Annotated in this window: 12 protein-coding genes; 3 read left to right on the top strand and 9 right to left on the bottom strand. The window is 64.7% G+C overall.

What is annotated here, in order from left to right; all coding sequences use genetic code 11:
- Nucleotides 1-96: 96 nt before the first annotated feature.
- Nucleotides 97-1,578 carry a proline--tRNA ligase gene (gene proS, locus TX80_RS09740; protein ID WP_049922910.1) on the bottom strand — a complete coding sequence of 494 codons (1,482 nt, stop codon included), beginning with the start codon at nucleotides 1,576-1,578 and terminating at the stop codon, nucleotides 97-99.
- A gap of 133 nt (nucleotides 1,579-1,711) precedes the next feature.
- Between proS and TX80_RS09745 the strand changes: the two genes are divergently transcribed.
- Nucleotides 1,712-2,683 carry a quinone oxidoreductase family protein gene (locus TX80_RS09745; protein WP_049922911.1) on the top strand — a complete coding sequence of 324 codons (972 nt, stop codon included), beginning with the start codon at nucleotides 1,712-1,714 and terminating at the stop codon, nucleotides 2,681-2,683.
- 102 nt (nucleotides 2,684-2,785) lie between these two features.
- Here TX80_RS09745 and TX80_RS09750 read toward each other — a convergent pair whose 3' ends face one another.
- From TX80_RS09750 to TX80_RS09775, 6 genes are all read right to left on the bottom strand, one after another.
- Entirely contained in the window at nucleotides 2,786-3,319 is a 534-nt protein-coding gene (locus TX80_RS09750) for an SHOCT domain-containing protein (RefSeq protein WP_049923213.1), read from the bottom strand.
- A gap of 72 nt (nucleotides 3,320-3,391) precedes the next feature.
- The gene (locus tag TX80_RS09755; protein ID WP_049922912.1) at nucleotides 3,392-4,447 is read right to left on the bottom strand and encodes a S1C family serine protease; all 1,056 of its coding nucleotides are present in this window, start codon (nucleotides 4,445-4,447) and stop codon (nucleotides 3,392-3,394) included.
- A gap of 97 nt (nucleotides 4,448-4,544) precedes the next feature.
- The gene (locus TX80_RS09760) at nucleotides 4,545-5,078 is read right to left on the bottom strand and encodes an 8-oxo-dGTP diphosphatase (RefSeq protein WP_049922913.1); all 534 of its coding nucleotides are present in this window, start codon (nucleotides 5,076-5,078) and stop codon (nucleotides 4,545-4,547) included.
- 56 nt (nucleotides 5,079-5,134) lie between these two features.
- Nucleotides 5,135-8,818 carry an ATP-dependent DNA helicase gene (locus tag TX80_RS09765; protein ID WP_049922914.1) on the bottom strand — a complete coding sequence of 1,228 codons (3,684 nt, stop codon included), beginning with the start codon at nucleotides 8,816-8,818 and terminating at the stop codon, nucleotides 5,135-5,137.
- The gene (locus tag TX80_RS09770; protein ID WP_049922915.1) at nucleotides 8,811-9,857 is read right to left on the bottom strand and encodes a PD-(D/E)XK nuclease family protein; all 1,047 of its coding nucleotides are present in this window, start codon (nucleotides 9,855-9,857) and stop codon (nucleotides 8,811-8,813) included. Before TX80_RS09770 ends, TX80_RS09765 begins: the two co-directional genes overlap by 8 nt.
- Nucleotides 9,850-12,081, bottom strand: a complete 2,232-nt coding sequence (locus TX80_RS09775) for a hypothetical protein (RefSeq protein ID WP_049922916.1) — start codon at nucleotides 12,079-12,081, stop codon at nucleotides 9,850-9,852. Before TX80_RS09775 ends, TX80_RS09770 begins: the two co-directional genes overlap by 8 nt.
- Nucleotides 12,082-12,802: 721 nt before the next feature.
- Here TX80_RS09775 and TX80_RS09780 point away from each other — a divergent pair.
- Nucleotides 12,803-13,015 (top strand): HalOD1 output domain-containing protein, encoded by a 213-nt coding sequence (locus TX80_RS09780; RefSeq protein WP_230198702.1) that lies wholly within the window; start codon nucleotides 12,803-12,805, stop codon nucleotides 13,013-13,015.
- A gap of 80 nt (nucleotides 13,016-13,095) precedes the next feature.
- On the opposite strand, the gene TX80_RS09785 is transcribed toward TX80_RS09780, so the two are convergent.
- Nucleotides 13,096-14,739 (bottom strand): thiamine pyrophosphate-binding protein, encoded by a 1,644-nt coding sequence (locus TX80_RS09785; protein ID WP_049922918.1) that lies wholly within the window; start codon nucleotides 14,737-14,739, stop codon nucleotides 13,096-13,098.
- A 144-nt stretch (nucleotides 14,740-14,883) separates the two neighbouring features.
- Complete coding sequence (locus TX80_RS09790) at nucleotides 14,884-16,566, bottom strand: Na+/H+ antiporter NhaC family protein (protein WP_049922919.1); 1,683 nt, start codon at nucleotides 16,564-16,566, stop codon at nucleotides 14,884-14,886.
- Between the two features lie 437 nt (nucleotides 16,567-17,003).
- Here TX80_RS09790 and TX80_RS19745 point away from each other — a divergent pair.
- Nucleotides 17,004-17,351 (top strand): aldehyde dehydrogenase family protein (locus TX80_RS19745; RefSeq protein ID WP_230198703.1); only part of this gene is annotated, 348 nt, incomplete at its 3' end.

Consider the following 17,351-nt stretch of genomic DNA (forward strand, 5'->3'; position numbering starts at 1 on the left):
GTGAGCCGTGCTACTACCGACAGATGGTTCTCGCGTTGAACCGAAAGCGAGCCGAGAACCCGTAATCGAATCCCGAAAACCGGTGACCTCGAACCCCTAGTACGACTTCGCGAAGTACGCGATCTCGTCGGCGGGATCGCCACAGACGCCACACTCGTCGTGGTCGGGTTCGGGAACCTCGCCGGCAGTTTGGCCGCCCTCGTCCTCGAGGGGTTGCATGACGATCTCGGCGGCGATTTTCTCCTTGATGGCCGTTTCACAGGCCTCGTCGCCACACCACGGGGTCTTCACGTAGCCGCCGTGTTTGCCAAGCGTCCCGAGGATTTCCTCCGGGCTGTGGGCTTCTCGAACGTTCTCATCGAGCGTTTCCGCGGCCGCATCGTACAGTTTGTCGAAGATCGTCTCGAGGTGGTCGTCGACAGTGTCGACGATCCCGTCGCGGTCCGCGACCGACTGCTCGTTGTCGGGGCGGTGGACCAGCGTGATCTCCTCGTCGTCGACCTCGTTAGGCCCGATCTCGAGACGCAGCGGCACGCCGTTGAGTTCGTGTTCGTTGAACTTGAAGCCGGGATTGCGCTCGTCGCGGTCGTCGAGTTCGACGCGGAAGCCGGCGTCCTCGAGATCGTCGGCGATCCCCGCGGAGTACTCGAGGACGTCCTCTTTCGTGTCCTCCTGCCAGATGGGGACGATGACGACCTGCGTGGGTGCGATCGTCGGCGGCAGGACGAGTCCCTGATCGTCGGAGTGAGTCATGATGAGCGCGCCGAGTGCCCGCCACGAGAGGCCCCACGAGGTGGTGTAGGCGGTGCGCTCTTTTTCGTCCTCGTCGACGAAGGTGATGTCGAACGCCTCGGCGAAGCTCTGGCCGAGGTGGTGGCTGGTCCCCCCCTGGACCGACTTTCCGTCGGGCATCAGCGCTTCGACCGTCGTGGTCGTATCCGCGCCCGGGAACTTGTCGTGTTCGGGCTTTTTGCCGCGCAACACCGGGATCGCAAGCACCTCCTCGTAGACGCGTTCGTACTGGCTCAGACGGGTCCAGACCTCCTCCCAGGCTTCCTCGTCGGTGGCGTGGGCGGTGTGGCCTTCCTGCCACATGAACTCCTTGGTCCGGAAGAACGGCTTGGTCTCGGTCGCCTCCCACCGAACCACGGAACACCACTGGTTCAACCGCAAGGGGAGATCCCGGTGGCTGCGGACCCACTGTGACATAAACGGCGCGATGATCGATTCGCTGGTGGGCCGTACCGCGAGTCGCTCCTCGAGTTCGTCGTGGCCGCCCTGGGTCACCCACGCGACCTCGGGGTCGAACCCCTCGACGATGTCCTTCTCGCGCTCGAGGTAGCTTTCGGGGATGAACATCGGGAAGTACGCGTTCTGGACGCCGGTGTCTTTGAACCAGCCGTCCAGTGCGTCCTGAATGCGCTCCCAGAGCGCGTATCCGCGTGGCTTCGTGACGATGAACCCGCCCATGGGGGCGTAATCCGCGAGGCCGGCCTTCTGGACGACCTCGGCGTACCAGTCGCCGGGTTTGTGTGATTTCGACTCGGTGATGCCGAGTTCCTGGCTCTCGTCGCTCATTGGTACGACATGCAGTCAGCGCGGTCTTAAACCATGCGAAGGTCGGACGGCTGACTCGAAGCGGATCGAAAACCTCTGGAGTGTTGTTTCCGGTTCTCGCAGCCTTATGCGACTCGCACACGTTAGGGGGAATATGCGTACGATCGAAGTTGCCGAATACGGCGACAGCGAGCAACTCGAGGTAACCGACGCGGAACTGCCCGAACCCGGCGCGGGCGAGGTCCGCATCGAGATCGAAGCGGCGGGGATCAACTTCGCGGACATCATGCAGCGCCGTGGCGTCTATCCGGGCGGTCCCGACGCGCCCTACGTTCCCGGCATGGAAGCCGCGGGGACGATCGACGCGACCGGCGAGGGGGTCGACCTCGACGAGGGGGACCGAGTCGTCGCGATGCTCGATACCGGCGGATACGCCGAGTACACCGTTGCGAACGCCCAGTTGCTTTTCCCCATCCCGGAGGGGATGAGCTTCGAGGAAGCGGCCGGCTTCCCGGTGCAGTTCCTCACGGCACACTCCTGTCTGTTCGAGTGGGGCGGCCTCGAGGAAGGTGAGACCGTCCTGATTCAGGCCGCCGCGGGTGGGGTCGGGACGGCCGCCGTCCAACTCGCCTCGAACGCCGGCGCGGAGGTCTTCGGCACCGCGAGCACGCAGGAAAAACTCGACCTCGCCGCGGATCTGGGCTGTGACCACCCGATCAACTACACCGAGACGGACTTCCGCGAGGTCGTCGACGAGGAGACCGACGGCGAGGGGGTCGACCTCGTCCTCGAGAGCGTCGGCGACGACGTCTTCGAGCGCAGTCTCGACGCGATGGCCCACTTCGGCCGGATGGTCACTTACGGCGTCGCAAGCGGCGTTCCCGCCGAGGTGGAGAACCGACGGCTACTGTTCGAGAACAAGACCGTCAAAGGGTTCCATCTCGGACAGGCGTCCACGCACGATCCGAGCACGGTCATGCAGGCCGTCCCCGACCTCACGGAGGGACTGACCAGCGGCGATCTCGAAGTGATCCTCGGCGAATCGTTCGCACTCGAGGACGCGGCCGAGGCCCACCAGTACATCGAGGATCGCAAGAGTTCCGGCAAAGTCGTACTGACGCCCTGATCGGCGACGGAACGACGGTCGTGCCGTCGGGTCGCCCGTTCCCGAAGTCCGTTTTGGGTCAACACGGTGATCGCAATCGCGTGCGTGCCGAAAGCGACCCTCTCAGTCCTGATTCGGCCGGTCGTCCAGCATTCGGTTCCGTTCGTGGGCCGCGCGCGCTTCGTCGATCGAATCGTTCGCGACGAGTCGGTCGACCTTCCGTTCGAACTCCCGTTCGGTGATTTCGCCGTCGACGTACTGCTGTTTCAACTCCGCGAGCGCTCGTTCGGCCTGCTCTTCCGCCGACGGTTCCGGCGGCGTGAACAGTTCCGACAGCCCGACGCTTCGTAGCGGCGGGTACTCGCGTTCGAGTCGCTCCGCGATCGTTGCGATCCGGTCGTTTCGCGGGAGCGACGCGTTTCGGACCAGCACCCAGAGCAACCCGACACACGACACCGCTAACAGTGCGACCAGGACGGCGATACCCACGACAACGGGGATCGCGATATCGAGCAAGAGCGTCACGATCGGTGTCTCGCTGACCAGCCCCGAGTACACGAGTAACCCGAGATACCCGACGGCGACGAGTATTAATCCACCGGACAGGAAAACCCCCAGAACGGACAGCCACAACCACTTGTTTCCGAGAAGCGCCATCGTTGCGAGTACGGGAACCACGTTTGTATATCCACTGTGTCCGGGAGCGAATCGAAACCGCCGACGCAGTCCCTACGCGGGACGCGTCCCCAACTCGAGTTCGACGGTGCGTTCGCTCCCGTCACGGAGCACGGTCAGTTCGACGGTCTCTCCGGGTCGTGCCTGTAACGCGAGGTGACTCCCCAGATCCTCCGACGTCGTGATCTCGGTTCCGTCGATGGCCAGCAGAATGTCCCCGCCGACCTGAACGCGTTTGCCGTCGATGAGGCGAACGTCGTTGGTGGGTTGCAAGACGCCATCGGCGGGCCCACCCCGCGTCGCTTCGACGACGAGGAGCCCCCGCGGGTCCTCGAGGTCGTGTGCCTGCGCGATCGCGGGTGTGACGTCGGTGAACGAGATACCCAAGTAGGCGTGGTCGTACGACCCGGTTTCGATGAGTTCGGGGACGACGCGCTGTGTCAGCGCCGCCGAGATGCCAAAGGCGATGTTGTCGCCGCCGCCGGAGTTGATCACGGCCGCGACGCGGCCGTCGAGGGTCATCAACGGGCCGCCGCTGTTACCCGGGTTGACCGCGGCGTCGGTCTGGATCGCGTCCGGAATCCGGTAGCCCGTCGGGGCCGGAATCGACCGATCGGTTCCGCTGACGATTCCCGTCGTGACCGTGCCATTGAGGTTAAACGGGTTGCCGATAGCCACGACTTCCTGTCCGATCGCGACCGTCCCGTCGACGAACGGCAACGGGGTCGCTTCCGACGGAACGTCGTCGACCGCGATCGCGGCCAGGTCGCTGTGGGGGTCCGTTCCGACGACGTCGCCATCGCTCCAGTGTCCTCCGTTGAAACGGATCGCCGTCGTCGATGCTTGGCCGGCGACGTGGGCGTTCGTGACGACGTGTGTCTCGTCGAAGACGAACCCAGTTCCCTGCCCCTGTCCGGTTTCGACGAGCACCACCGAATCGATCGCGTCCCGATAGACCGCCGCATACGGACTGTCCGCCGCAGCAGTCGACGGAGTCCGGCCAGAACCGTCAGAGTTGGCCGACGGCAGCGTGCATCCAGCAACGGCGGTCAGCAACGCAGCACTACCGACCTCGAGAAGCCGTCTGCGAGTCGGTCTCGCCTCGGACATACCTATTCATCGCTTCCGGTGAAAGTGATGTAGGCTTTTTTGTCCGTTTCGATCGAACGCGATCGTAACCAACGTTCACACGGGTGAACGTCGGCTTTCACTCCGCCGTGGTCGCCTCGAACGAAACGCCGCACTCGAGATCGTAGTCGACGAACGTGGCCTCGTCTAGCGGTTCGCCGCCCTCGAATTCGAACTCGCCGACGACCGTCTCCCCCTCGAGAACGCGTGGTAGCCAGAGTCGATCGTCCTCCCACATCCGGTCGTAGGGAACGGCGTCGATTTCGAACCACTCCGGCCGCGCCTCGTCGGAGGTGGTGGGTTCACCGGCGAACGTTTCGGTTCGGTAGACGTGACAGGACGTGTGACACTCTCCGTCGAGCAAAAACGTGAGCTCGCCCGCCTTCTCGAGATCCGTCGGTGCGATCTCGAGTCCGACCTCCTCTTGCGTCTCGCGGACGGCACACTCGCGGGGCGTTTCGCCGGGCTCGAGTTTGCCGCCGGGACCGTTGTACAACCCTTCGCCGAGTCCGCGGCGTTTCTCGATCAACAATACTTCGTTACAGTCGGCAACGGATCCGCCCGTGTCGCCGCCGTCGCCTCGCAGCGGAAAACAGAGCGTCGCCTCGATCATAGCTGCCCGTTGGTGCGCCCGAAAATAAAGGATGGGCGTTCGACGGCCGTCGGGCGTCAGCCGTCGCCGACCCCGTCGTCGACCGGGCCGGCGTACTCGTCGGGTCCACAGCCGAGCGACCGGTGTGGACAGTACCGGCAGTGTTCGCCCGGCGTCGTCTCGTCGTACGAGGGATCGTCGACCGCGGTGAGCGTCTCGAGGACCGACGCCCACGACGGCAGTTCGTCGGGATCGAACAGGGACACGCACGGACCGGTACCGTCGCCGACGTAGACGTATCCCGCCCTCGAAATCGGCTCGGCAGCATCGAACTGCCGTTCGAACGCCTGCAAGTACAGCGAAAGCTGCGTCGCATCGGCCGGCGCGATTCGCTCGGCGGTCGTCTTGTAGTCGAGGACGACGAGTTCCCCGGCCGGCGTCCGCCGAACCGAATCGATAACGCCGACGACGTCGCCCGCCACGCCGGTGACGTCCGCCAGCGAGAACGACAGTTCGGCCGCGAGGGGTTCCCAGTCGGCGACGGGCTGGTCGAATCCGGGGGCAGTCGCTTCGAAGAACCGGTCGATGCAGCCGAGGACGGCCTCGCGGTGCTCGCGGCAGTTCCGCGCCGTAAGCTGTCGCTGCGCGGCCTCGTGCCACGCCTCACGGGTTCGATACCCCCGGTAGAACGCCTCCTCGGCGACGGCGTGGAAGACGGTCCCGACGAGCCGCGATCCGGCGCCGATTGTGCTCGAGCGGCCACCCGTGCCCGTCGGATCGTCGACCGCTCGGACGACGTGATCGAGGTAGTGTTTTCGCGGGCACGTGGCGTGGGTTTCCATCGCCGTGTAGCTGTGTCGCATCGCGACCGGGAGGTCGGTCGCGGCCGAGAGCGTCTCGATGGGAAACCGGACGGTTTCGGTCGTCAGCGTCGAGAGGCGGCGCTCGGCCGGAACCGGACCCACGGAGTCCGCCCCCTCGAACGCGCCGTGGCTCGCCGCGTCGGCAGCGGGCAGCAAGGTTTCGGTACGGAGCAACCGCCCGAGCCGATGGACGGTTTCGACCGCCGCCTTCGCCCCGAGGGATTCGGCCGGCCGATCGACGGCCCCGGCGTCGTAGGTGATCGTCCCCGAACCGGTGGCGGTGGCGCGTTCGAGTTCCGCGGTCCGATCGACGACGGTTTCGGGATACGTTTCCCGAACCCGCTCGAAGCTCCCCCGGAGGGACGACCACAGCTCCATCCGCTGGCCGGTGACCGACCACTCGATCTCGTCCGCGAGACACGCGTCGGCCGTCGAGGCCCCGAGTTCGTCCGCCGCTCCGTCGTAGTCGTACTCGGCACCGAAGACGAACAGGTGATTCGCAGCCCGGGTGAGCGCGACGTGGAGAACCCGCCACTCCTCGCCGAGGGTATCGGCGGCCAGATCCGCACACAGCGGCGAATCGACCTCGCTCGACAGCGTCGCGGCGAGCAACCGATACCGCGCGCGATCGGCGTAGTCGGTCTCGACGCACCACTCCTCGTCGGAGAGATACGGGACCAGTACCGTATCGAACTCGAGCCCTTTCGCCTGATGGACGGTCATCACGTCCACGCAGTCCGACGATCGGGTGCCCCGCGTGCGCTCGTTTCCATCACCCCTCAGTGTCCGCTCGAGCGCATCGACGAACTCACCGGTCAGCGTCCGGACGACGGCGTCGGGCTCGTAGCTCTCGACGAACCGTTCGAGCCGGTCGAGTTCCGGCCGCTCCTCGCCCGTGAGAAACCACTCGAGACGCGTCACCTCCCGGAACCGCCGGAGGAAACCCGAGAGGGGCACGCTCGCCTGCAGCGTCGTAAGCTCGTCGAGGTGATCGCGCGCTCGCTCGAGTCGTGTGGGGTTCTCGAGCGTTTCGGGATCGACGTCGAACACCGCATCGAACAGCGATTCGGGTCGACGCTGAAGCGTCTCGAGATCCGCCTCCGAGAACCGATACCGGTACAGCAGTACGCGCCGGAGGTGGGCGTCGGCGTCCGGATCGACGAGTACGCGGAGATACGACAGGACCGTCCGTATTCCGGGCGACACCTCGCCGCGCGGTGATCCCGAGACCTCGTAGGGGATCCGCCGTTCCCGAAGTTCGTCCGCGACCGCCTGTGCGTGGCGGTTGGTTCGGACGATGACCGCGATGTCCGCTACCGTCCGCTGGGGGACGTTCTCCGCCTCGCCGTTGAGCAGCCGCGAGACGGTCGTCGAGACCTGTTTTGCCGTCGAGCGGTCGATATCGTCGCTTTCGATTTTGATGACTCGATCGGGCAGCGACGGTTCGATCCCGTCGCTGCCGACGGCGTACTCGCCCCGGGTTCGCTCGTTTTCACGGAGCGTCTTCGAGGACTGGGAGCCGTACTCGCAGTGGTTCGTCAGCTCGAGGATCTCCTGTCGCGACCGGAAGTTGAGTTCGAGTTCGATCGACTCGTGGTCGTCGTAGGCGTCGGCGAGTCGATCGAGCCCCTCACGATCGGTGCCGCGCCAGCCGTAGATGGCCTGGTCCTTGTCGCCGATCGCGAGCAAGTCCGGCCGGTCGGGACCGTCCGTGAGTTCGGTAAGCAGGGTAAACTGGGTCTCGTCGGTGTCCTGAAACTCGTCGCAGTACACCTGCTGCCACTGGTCGGTGATCTCGGCCGCGACCCCCTCGTCGGTAACCAGATCGGTCGCCGTCCGCACCAGTTCGTCGAAATCCAGCGTCCGTTCGCGCTCGAGAGTGTCGTGATAGTCCGCGTATACGTCGGTGTAGTGGCGCGCGAGTCGGAGGAACTCGACGTAGTGTTTCAACCGCCCGAGCGGGCTCTGTTCGATCCGTCCCGTCGTCGCACCCCTGATCTCGTTGCCAAACAGGGCACGCGGCAGGTGTTTCGTGGTCGGCTCCTCGAGCGAGAGCGTCTCGATCGTGTTCGTCACGCACGTCTGGAGCACCCGGAGGTAGCGGTCGATATCGCACACCACGTCGTCGTTTCGAAACGGGTCGGGTGCCTCCGCGATCTTTTCGCGACAGTACGAAAGGAGTTTCCCGTACTCGACCAGCGACTCCCGGGCTGCCGTGAGGTGGTCGTCATCGTTGAAGTATCGCAGCGCCTCGTTCTCGAACGACAGGTCCTCGGCGGCCGTTCGCTCGAGCCAGAGGACGAACTCGGTGCACAACTCGAGGGTTCGAACCGCGGGGAGTGCTTCCCTGAGCCGGTCGGGACCGATCCCCTCCCGGCTCATCGTCCGGATGAACCGATCGACTGCGTCGGTGAGATCGGCGGCCGAGCCGTCGCCGCGGGGCCACGCGGCCGCGAAGCCGTAGTCGTTCTCCGCGAGGAGCCGCCCGACGATCCGGCGGCGTCTTCGCCGGGTGACGACGTCGAACTCGGGAGAGTACCCGAGGTAGTAGGCGTACTCGCGGACCAGCCGATAGCAAAAGGAGTGGTAGGTGTAGACGTCGATCGCCGCGGCGGCGTCCGGATCGAGGCGCTCGGACACCGCGTCGCGGATGCTGCCGGCGGCCTCGTTCGCGAACGTCAACACCAGTACGTCGTCCGGCTCGACCGCGCCGCGCTCGATGGCGCGTTCGATCCGCATGAGCATCGTCGTCGTCTTGCCGGTTCCCGCGCCGGCGTCGACGGAGGTACAGGCCGCCCTGCTGTCGATGACGGCCCGCTGACTTTCGGTTGGGTCGAGGCGATCCCCGTCGGGGTCGCGATCCGATCGCCCGGCAAGGCGGCCGTCGTCGTTATCCATCGAACGCCACCTCCCGGGCGATGTACTCCTGACAGCAGACGGTGTACTCACAGGACGGACAGGCGTGCGATTCGATCCGGTCCCACCGGTCCGACGGATCGAACGATCCCGTGACCAGCCTCCCGAGGACGTCGGCGAGTCGATCGTCGACCGTCTCGTTTCGGTGTTCGTGTGTCATGCCGTACGTCAGGTGGTCGACGTACACGTCGGTCAGATCCATCACCTCGAGGCTCGTCTCGACGGTCCCGCGGATCCAGTTGACCGTCGCCTTCGATCGATCGGCGAGTGGAATACGAAGGTATCGACAGGTCCGGTCCTCGAGACCGAGGCGGTCCCGACGGGCACGGAGGCCCTCGAGGACGACGGCCGTCTCGAGGAGTGCGCTGACCGCGCCCGGCTCGAAGACGTCCGCATCAGCGTCGAAGTGATCGGTAAAGAGATCGGCGACGTCGCCGTCCCAGTCGGACCGGTACCGCAGGAGACCGAGCGGCGCGAGGGTCGGCACGAACCGAACGCCCACGAAAGACGACCCGTCGACGTAGAGGTAGTCGACGGTCGCCTCGACCGGAACGGGGTCGGTGTTCTCGGGGACCGAAACCGTACTCGAAACCGAGAGCGACGGGCCGACCGGTTCCGCGTCGGTCGCGTCCGCCGCCAGCCGCTCGATCCCCGCGGCGTGTTCGACGCCGACGCGCTCGAGATACGCCCGCAGCGTCGCCTCGAGGACGCGTCGCTCGTGTCGCCGTTGCGCGCGGGAGTGAAACCGCTCGTCGTGGTCGTCCCACAGCGCTGACAGGCGTTCTCGACCCACCGCGAAGAGACCGTCGACGTCGGTTTCGCCGCTTCGCAGCGCCGCACAGATGGCCCGCCGCAGGAGGTCGGCGCGATCGGCGGTCACGTCCGAGTCGTCGCTGCCCTCGAGTTCGTGGACGTGTGCGAACTCGTACCGGCGCGGACAACGGAGGTAGGTCGCGAGGCCGTCGACGGAGACCGACCGTCCGGCGGCGGATTCCGGGGACCGCTCCGTGGCGTCAGTCATTCCGCACCACCTCCCCGGCGGCGAACTCGAACTGCGAGCGGACCGCCTCGGCGAGGTCGTCGTCGATATCCCCCTCGGCGAGAACGACGGCGATTTCCTCGAACAGTTCCTCCGTCGTCGCGAGGTTCGCCGTCCCGCCCGTACTCGCTTCACGGAGGACGCGCTCGAGTTCGCCGCGGGGCTGGTCGAGCAGGGCCTCGAGCGCGTTCGTCTCGCCGTGAATCCGCGCCCCGGAGCGGGCGTCGACGTCGACGAGCGAAAGGCCGTCCGTCGCCGCGATCAGTTTCAGGTACCGTGACTCGTCGTAGCTCCGGCGCAGGCCGCCGGACCCGCGCTCGTACGAACAGCAGTAGAGGACGCTCTCGGCCGCACGAGCGCCGAGCGCGAGCCGTCGCCGCGACCGCTGGGCGTGGTAGGTCTCGAACGGATCGCCGACGTCGGCGGGCGAGACCGTCGCGAACGTTTCGGTGATTTCGGCCGGCGACGGGTCGGTGACGGCGGGGTAGGTCGGCATCTCCCGGAGCCACGCCGTCGGGAACAACTGGGTGAGAAACTGTTCGCCCGGATAGGCATCGTCGATCAGGTCGAGCAGAAAGACCGCCTCCCGGGAGTCGTACTTGAGGTCGTCGACGGCACACACCGCGACCCCGCCGGTCGGCGGTTGGGCTTCGACCGCGTGCACGTACGGCGCGTCGTACCGGATCGTCCGCCGAAGCATCCGGCGCAGTCCCCGCCAGTCAGGCCCGACGAGGTCCGTCTCCTCGACGAACCGGGCGATCTCGAGCACCCGCCGGACGCTCTCGTACTGCTCTCTGGCATCGACCCACGCCTCCTCACGTGCGATCCGTCCCTTGAGGTCCGTTCGCCGGATCCACTCCCGGAGCGAGCGAGCCACGCTCGAGTCGGCACACGCCTCGAGCAACGCGGGCGAGAACTCGTCGACGCGAGCGCTGAGATGAGTCCGGGAGGCCTCGCGGTCGTCGACGTGACCGGGACGACTCGCCTCGTCGGCACGGTCCGTCTCGGTCCCCGTCCGCTCTCGAGCCCACTGGAGGGTGACGAACGCGTAGAGTTCGTTGACGGCGGGATCCTCGGCGAGCGAGGGGGTTCCGACCGTCGCCGTCGGGATACCGGCCTCCCGGAGCCGCGTTCTGGTTTCGGGGATCCGTTCGACCCGCGGGACCGCGACGGCGATGTCGTCGTACGACCAGCCGCGTCGTTCCCGCAGCGACTGGATCTCGGTCGCCACGGCCCGGCGCTGTTCGCGGGCGGTGTCGGTTCGGATTCGACGTGCCGTCCCGGTCTGCCGGCCGGCCGCGTCGGCCGTCCCGATCGCATCCGTGGCTCCGGTCGCGAGAAACCGCGTGATCCCGCGGTGGGGCGGCCCGGTCCCGGCCGGGGACGGGGAACGCTCGAGGGATTCGGCGTCGAGCCCCGCGCGTTCGGCGATATCCTCGACACACCCTGGCTCGACTCGTGTGCGTTCGACGCTGGCGTGGCGTTCGCCGAGACAGACCAGGTCGGCGTCGGCGGTGAGCGTCGCGAGGTACCGTCGGTCGAGCCGACGGAACTCCTCGAACTCGAGGGCGAGAACGGCGTCGAACGAGGCCGTCACACGGCTTTGAAGCCCGTCGGCGTTTGCCTCGAGCAGGTCGACGGCCCGCGGGATCACGTCCGCCCGTTCGACGAACCCGCGATCGGAGAGTTCCGCGTGAAACCGGTCGTTCATCGCGTAGAGGAAGGCGAGACACTCGTGGGGATCACGGCCTTGCGCCCGGAGATCTTCGAGTCGGAGCCGCTGGCGGGTCGCATCGAGCAACAACTGCCCGACATCGCGGCCGAAACTTTCGTGTGCCGCGGCCCGCTCGAGGTAGTCCGGAACCTCGCGGCTCGCACCGTCGATCACGAGCGAGATGAGTTCGATCCGTTCCTCGTACTCGAGTCGATCCAGCGTCGGATCGTGTTCCTCGAGCACCTTCGAGGCGTGTTCCGGCAGGGATTCGACCCGCGGCGACCGGGGCGTGTCGGTCGCCGTCCGAGCATCGGCCAGCGCCTCGGCCACCGTCTCGAGGCCCGACGGGTGCCGTTTCAGGACGAGGACGTTTCGGGGGCCGTACTCGTCGGCGAGGGCGGCGTACTCGTCGGCGACGGTCTCGAGGAGGGTTCCGCTCGGTGCAGGGAGGAGCTTGCAGGATCCCGAAAGCGACGGGGCAGTGGGCGACATCGGTTGTGATGTCACCGAATAGTGTGCAGTTCCCCCTTAAATATACGGCAACCCGACGGCTCCGGGAGAACCGCGCCGAGTCCGGCGGGGATCGAATCGCTCGAGTCAGCGTGACAGAAATCACTGTCGAATTCCAGCTACCTGTACTATGCGACTAGATATATACTCAATAGAGGTGTTTCTGCCGGCACTGACTGGGGTTGGTCCCACAAACCGCCCGATAGTACCGATAGGCGGAGCTCCGTATTCGAATCCCTAACTCTGAATCACGAGGATTACTTCGGCTATAGGGGCAGTGTCCGTCCCATATTTCCTAGGAACGGATTCCAATCGGTATCCCTCTGTACTCTGTCTATACTCTCAACCGATCACTGCTGGAACCGCTTTTGTCCCGTCTCGAACGAACCTCTCAGGCGGTTCTCGAATGATATTTTATCGGACAAAAAGAGCGTCGAGTCGGCTGTCCGAGTCAGAGCACGAGTCCGGGAAATCCAGTTCGCAACCGCGTTCCCGATCGAGACTGACCGATATCATCAGACATACGGCCAATTTCAGCTAATATACACAGGAAGTTCTACCTATATCTGTACACTAGATGCACTTTCGGATATTATTATGTAATTTGTCCTCTATATAGGGAAACAATTTACTAGCTGGACACCGGTGGTTCGGTAGAGAGATGAGCTGCGAAGAGCCATGTGTAGAATACGGCTGTACTGCTATGATCGTCAACAGAGTCGCGTCCCTCGAGGGAACCGATCCGACGGCGTTACCCCCCCTGTACGACATCATCGATCCCGATGCCCTGGAGCGACTCGTCGAATCGGCGGCGAACGGCGATTTCTGCGTCGAGTTTACCTACTGTGGCTACCGGGTTACGATCGAGAACGAAACCGGCGTCACCGTCGCCGAACTCGATACCACGCCGAACTGAACGCGGAACCGGCATCGACGAGACGAGTCTTTTGAACCCGGTTGCGACCGGTAAACCCAAAAACAGGTAGCGAAAGCGCCTTATTCGCTCATCCAGTCGCTCGCTTGCGGTTCGGCCGGATCGGTCGGGATTTCGACGAGGATCGGTTCCTCGGCCGCGACGGCATCCGCGAGCGTCGATTCGATTTCGGCGGGTGCTTCGGCGCGTTCGGTTCGCATGCCCATACTCCCCGCAAGCGCCGTGAACGAGATCGGCGCGTCGCTCCAGTTGTATTCGCCTTCGGCGAGTTCGTAGTCCCGGCCGGCCTGATCGCTGATGATCGCGTAATCCTCGTTGGCGAAGACGACGACGGTTATCGGGAGGTCCTCCGCGACAGCGGTGTGGAGTTCGTGGATACACATCATGAGCCCGCCGTCGCCGGTGAGCACGACGACGTCCTCGTCGGGGTTGGCCAGTTGTGCGCCGATCCCCGACGGGAGTCCGGTCCCCATCGTCGCCCACGAACCCGGATTGACGTACGACCGCGGCCCGGCGGCTTCGAACACGTTGAGCGCCCAGACGCGAAAGCCACCGGCGTCGACGGCGACGACCGCGTCGTCCGGGATCGCTTTCCGAACCGTCTCGAGCGCACTCACCGACGTAAGCGGCGACGACGAGACGCGCAGGTCCTCGACGCGGTCGCTCGTCGCTTCCCGGACCGCCCGCGCACGGTCCGTCCCGTCGCGGTCCGGGTTGTCATAGTCGGCGAGTGCGGTCTCGAGCGCCGAGAGCGCCGGCCCGGCATCGGCGACGATCCCGACCGTGGGGTCGTAGCCGTTCCCGAGGTCGTCGGCGTCGAGGGTCACGTGGACGAGGTCGTCGGGGAGGTCGACGCTCCAGGCCCGGGTCGCGACCGCGTCGAAGTCCGTGCCGACCGCGAGCGCGGCGTCGGAGTCGGCGAGACACTCCAGTAGTTCCGGGGACGCGCTCCCCGAGAGCGTCCCGGCCACGTACTCGGCGGGGTCGTCGGGAAGCACGCCCTTGCCCTTGTAGGTCGTGACGACGGGTGCCTCGAGTCGAGCGGCGACCTGTCGCAGCGAATCGCTCGCGTTCGCGGCGCGGACGCCGCCACCGGCGACGATCACCGGCCGGTCGGCTCCGGCCAGCAACGCGGCGGCGTCCTCGATGTCCGCGTCGGCGACGCCGTCGACGTGCGTTCGGCTGTACTCGCCGGGCGTCGCGAGTGGGACGTCCATCGAGAGAAAGTTCTTCGGAATGCCGATCCGGACCGGTCCCTTCGGCGGCGTCTCCGCGATGGCGATCGCTTCCTCGACGACGGCGGCCGTACTCTCCGGCCGTTCGACGAGCAGATTCGCCTTCACGACGTTGTCGTAGGTGTCCGGCGGCGTCTCGTGGATCCCGTCGCCGCCGCGGATCTCGGGTTCGGTCTCGACGGCGATGTGGACGAGCGGCGTACAGTCGTTGAGCGCGTTTTTCAGCCCGTTCATCGCGTTCATGTCCCCCGGACCGGGAACCACGGCCGTCGCCGCGGGCGTGCCGCTGGTCTCGGCGTACCCCCACGCTTGGTGAGAAACCGCCGTTTCGTGGCGTGCGACCACGAATCGGATGTCGTCTCGAGCACCGATCGCTTCGTTCAGTGGGAGCGTTTGCTTGCCCGGAATCCCGAACATCGTATCGATCCCGTTGCTCGTCAAACGCTCGATTACTGCTCGACTGACGTCCATACGTTGTCCTCGTAAACCAGGTACTTAGGATCTCCCCTTCCCGACATCCGTGCCGTCGGCGCTTCTCATCGGCGCGAACGGCCGGTTCGGAAACCGGGACAGCGAAAAGCGGCTCGAGAAGCGCGAACCGGACGGCGATGGTCGTCAGTCGGTGCTTTCCGGTGCGTTGGAAGGATCTGACTCGATGTCCTGATCGGGGAACGCTGTCTCGCGCCGGAATTCATCCAGGTCGATGCCCCGTCTGGCAGCGTCGAGTTCCGAGAGGGCATACACCAGCCCGACGAGCAAGACGAGTCCGACCGGCAGGAAAACCAGCGGTCCAACGCCGGCAAAGCCGTACAGCAGATAACAGACGATGACGACGGCGGCGACGGTGGTCGCGTAGTAGGCCTGCGTTCGAACGTGGTCGACGAGGTCGGCACCGGTAAACGTCGATGAGAGGACGGTCGTGTCGGAGATCGGCGACGTGTGGTCGCCGAAGATGGCTCCGGAAAACACCGTGCCCACGACGACGGGCGCGAGGGTGAAATCCCCGGTGAGGTTGAACGCGACCGAGATCGCGGTGGGCGTCAGCAGACTCATCGTCGCCCACGACGATCCCATCGTGAACGAGATGAACGTCGCGGTGAAAAAGACGACCAGCGGGAACAACGCGACCGGAATCGTGCCTTCGACGAGCGTCGCAACGTAGTCTCCGGTTCCGAGCGCCTGGGCGGCGGTGCTGATCGACCACGCGAGAATGAGGATCGTCACCGCGGTCAGCATGAGGTCGAACCCCTCGAGGATCGCGTCGACACCCTCATCGAGGTCACACAGGTCGTATACGATCCCGAGCGTAAACGCCGTCGCGACCATCGAGAACGAACCCCAGACGAGCGCGGTCGTCCACTTCCCGTTGCCGGCGACGGACGTCGCTTCCTCGAGGAACGTACCGAACTCCTGATTGGACAGCGGCTCGAGCACCGCCTGTCCGTCGTAGCCGGTCCAGACCGCGCTGGTGATCGTGACGATGACGAGGACGACGATCGGGAGGACGAACGTCCGAAGCATCGGCCGCGTGGTGATCGGATCGCTGAGGTTGCCTTCGACCTCCTGAAGCGGTTCCGCGTCGTCGTCGTTGACCTTCCCCGTCGTTCGGGCGCGGTGTTCGGCCGCGAGCATCTCGCCGTAATCTCGCTGGGTGACGACGATGACGCCGACCATGACGATCGCGAGAATGGCGTAGACGTTGTACGGGATCGACTGGAGGTAGACGAAGAACGCGTCCGGTGTCTCGACGCCCGGATCAGTTTCGAGACTGTCAAACGCGTCTCTGACGATCGACAGCTGAAACGCAACCCACCCCGAAATGCCGATCGTCGCGACGGGCGCGGCCGTCGAGTCCACGATGTAGGAGAGTTTTTCGCGCGAGATGCGCATCCTGTCCGCTGTTTCCCGCATCGTGTTGCCGACGATCGCCGTGTTGGCGTAGTCGTCGAAAAAGAGGACAAGCCCGAGGATCCAGGTCATCGTCGCCGTCATCCGCCTGGTCCGAAGGTGCTTACTCCCCCACTCTCGAACGGCAATAGCGCCGCCGAGTCGCCAGATCAGCGCGACGCCCGATCCGAGCAACAGGGTGAAAACGAGGATCTCCGCGTTGAATCCATCTTCGGCGATGATGGACGCGATGATCCAGTCGAACGTCTGGCCAATACCGAGTCCGCCGGTGTAGATAACCCCCCCGACCCAGATGCTGATGAATAACGAGAGAATGATTCGTCTCGTTGCGACCGCTAGCGTGATCGCCAACAGCGGTGGTACGAGGGATAATATCCCGAACTCAGACATAAGCCGTAGTCAATCGTAGACCATGATAAAATTTTCCATGGCTGATATCAAGTGTCAGAGCTTCGGAGAACAAGTGCCGGTGACCGATCGCGTCGGTCGATTTCGCCGGTGTCGTTCGGCGAATTGGGATCGTTACATTTAGGTCGTCCAACGACCATCAAAACGTAGTTTGAATATATCAAACCAATATCGGCCAGACACGTTACAGCTGTACATGTGTAAATGCCTCCCGGAGCAGTTACTCTGATACAGGCAAAATATGCTTCTCGAGGATATTGGACGCTTTTGGAGCCGATGGTCGGTGTCCGAGGCTGTCTCATCGACCGGCCCAGATAGTATGAATATATCAAATAATTTCTGCCGATATTCGATTTCACCGCTCGAGGAAGCTACGGCAAAGATGAACAATTATATGCCCGTCAGGAGAAGGTTCGAACGTGAGTCGATCGACAGACAGTGGAGTCAACCTCCACTACATCAACGGTGAATGGACTGAGGGTACCGGCTCGGAAACGTTCGAGAGCGAGAACCCGGCGACGGGGGAACCGCTGGCGGAGTTCCAGCGCGGGACCGAAGCCGACGTCGACGCCGCCCTCGAGGCGGCCGAGGACGCGTTCGAGGAGTGGCGCGACCTCTCGTATATCGATCGCGCGGAGTACCTGTGGGATATTTACCACGAGCTGCGCGAGCGCCACGAGGAACTCGGCGAGATCGTCAGCAAGGAGTGTGGCAAGGAGATCAGCGAAGGAAAGGCCGACGTCACCGAGGCCTGGCACATGGTCGAA

Origin of the sequence: Halopiger djelfimassiliensis (assembly GCF_000455365.1) — an archaeon.
In the GTDB taxonomy this organism is placed as follows: Archaea; Halobacteriota; Halobacteria; order Halobacteriales; family Natrialbaceae; genus Halopiger_B; species Halopiger_B djelfimassiliensis.

Bases quoted from the DNA above. Each gene is read 5' to 3' on its own strand.
- proS (WP_049922910.1), bottom strand. From the start codon at position 1,578: ATGAGCGACGAGAGCCAGGAACTCGGCATCACCGAGTCGAAATCACAC.
- TX80_RS09745 (WP_049922911.1), top strand. From the start codon at position 1,712: ATGCGTACGATCGAAGTTGCCGAATACGGCGACAGCGAGCAACTCGAG.
- TX80_RS09750 (WP_049923213.1), bottom strand. From the start codon at position 3,319: ATGGCGCTTCTCGGAAACAAGTGGTTGTGGCTGTCCGTTCTGGGGGTT.
- TX80_RS09755 (WP_049922912.1), bottom strand. From the start codon at position 4,447: ATGTCCGAGGCGAGACCGACTCGCAGACGGCTTCTCGAGGTCGGTAGT.
- TX80_RS09760 (WP_049922913.1), bottom strand. From the start codon at position 5,078: ATGATCGAGGCGACGCTCTGTTTTCCGCTGCGAGGCGACGGCGGCGAC.
- TX80_RS09765 (WP_049922914.1), bottom strand. From the start codon at position 8,818: ATGGATAACGACGACGGCCGCCTTGCCGGGCGATCGGATCGCGACCCC.
- TX80_RS09770 (WP_049922915.1), bottom strand. From the start codon at position 9,857: ATGACTGACGCCACGGAGCGGTCCCCGGAATCCGCCGCCGGACGGTCG.
- TX80_RS09775 (WP_049922916.1), bottom strand. From the start codon at position 12,081: ATGTCGCCCACTGCCCCGTCGCTTTCGGGATCCTGCAAGCTCCTCCCT.
- TX80_RS09780 (WP_230198702.1), top strand. From the start codon at position 12,803: ATGATCGTCAACAGAGTCGCGTCCCTCGAGGGAACCGATCCGACGGCG.
- TX80_RS09785 (WP_049922918.1), bottom strand. From the start codon at position 14,739: ATGGACGTCAGTCGAGCAGTAATCGAGCGTTTGACGAGCAACGGGATC.
- TX80_RS09790 (WP_049922919.1), bottom strand. From the start codon at position 16,566: ATGTCTGAGTTCGGGATATTATCCCTCGTACCACCGCTGTTGGCGATC.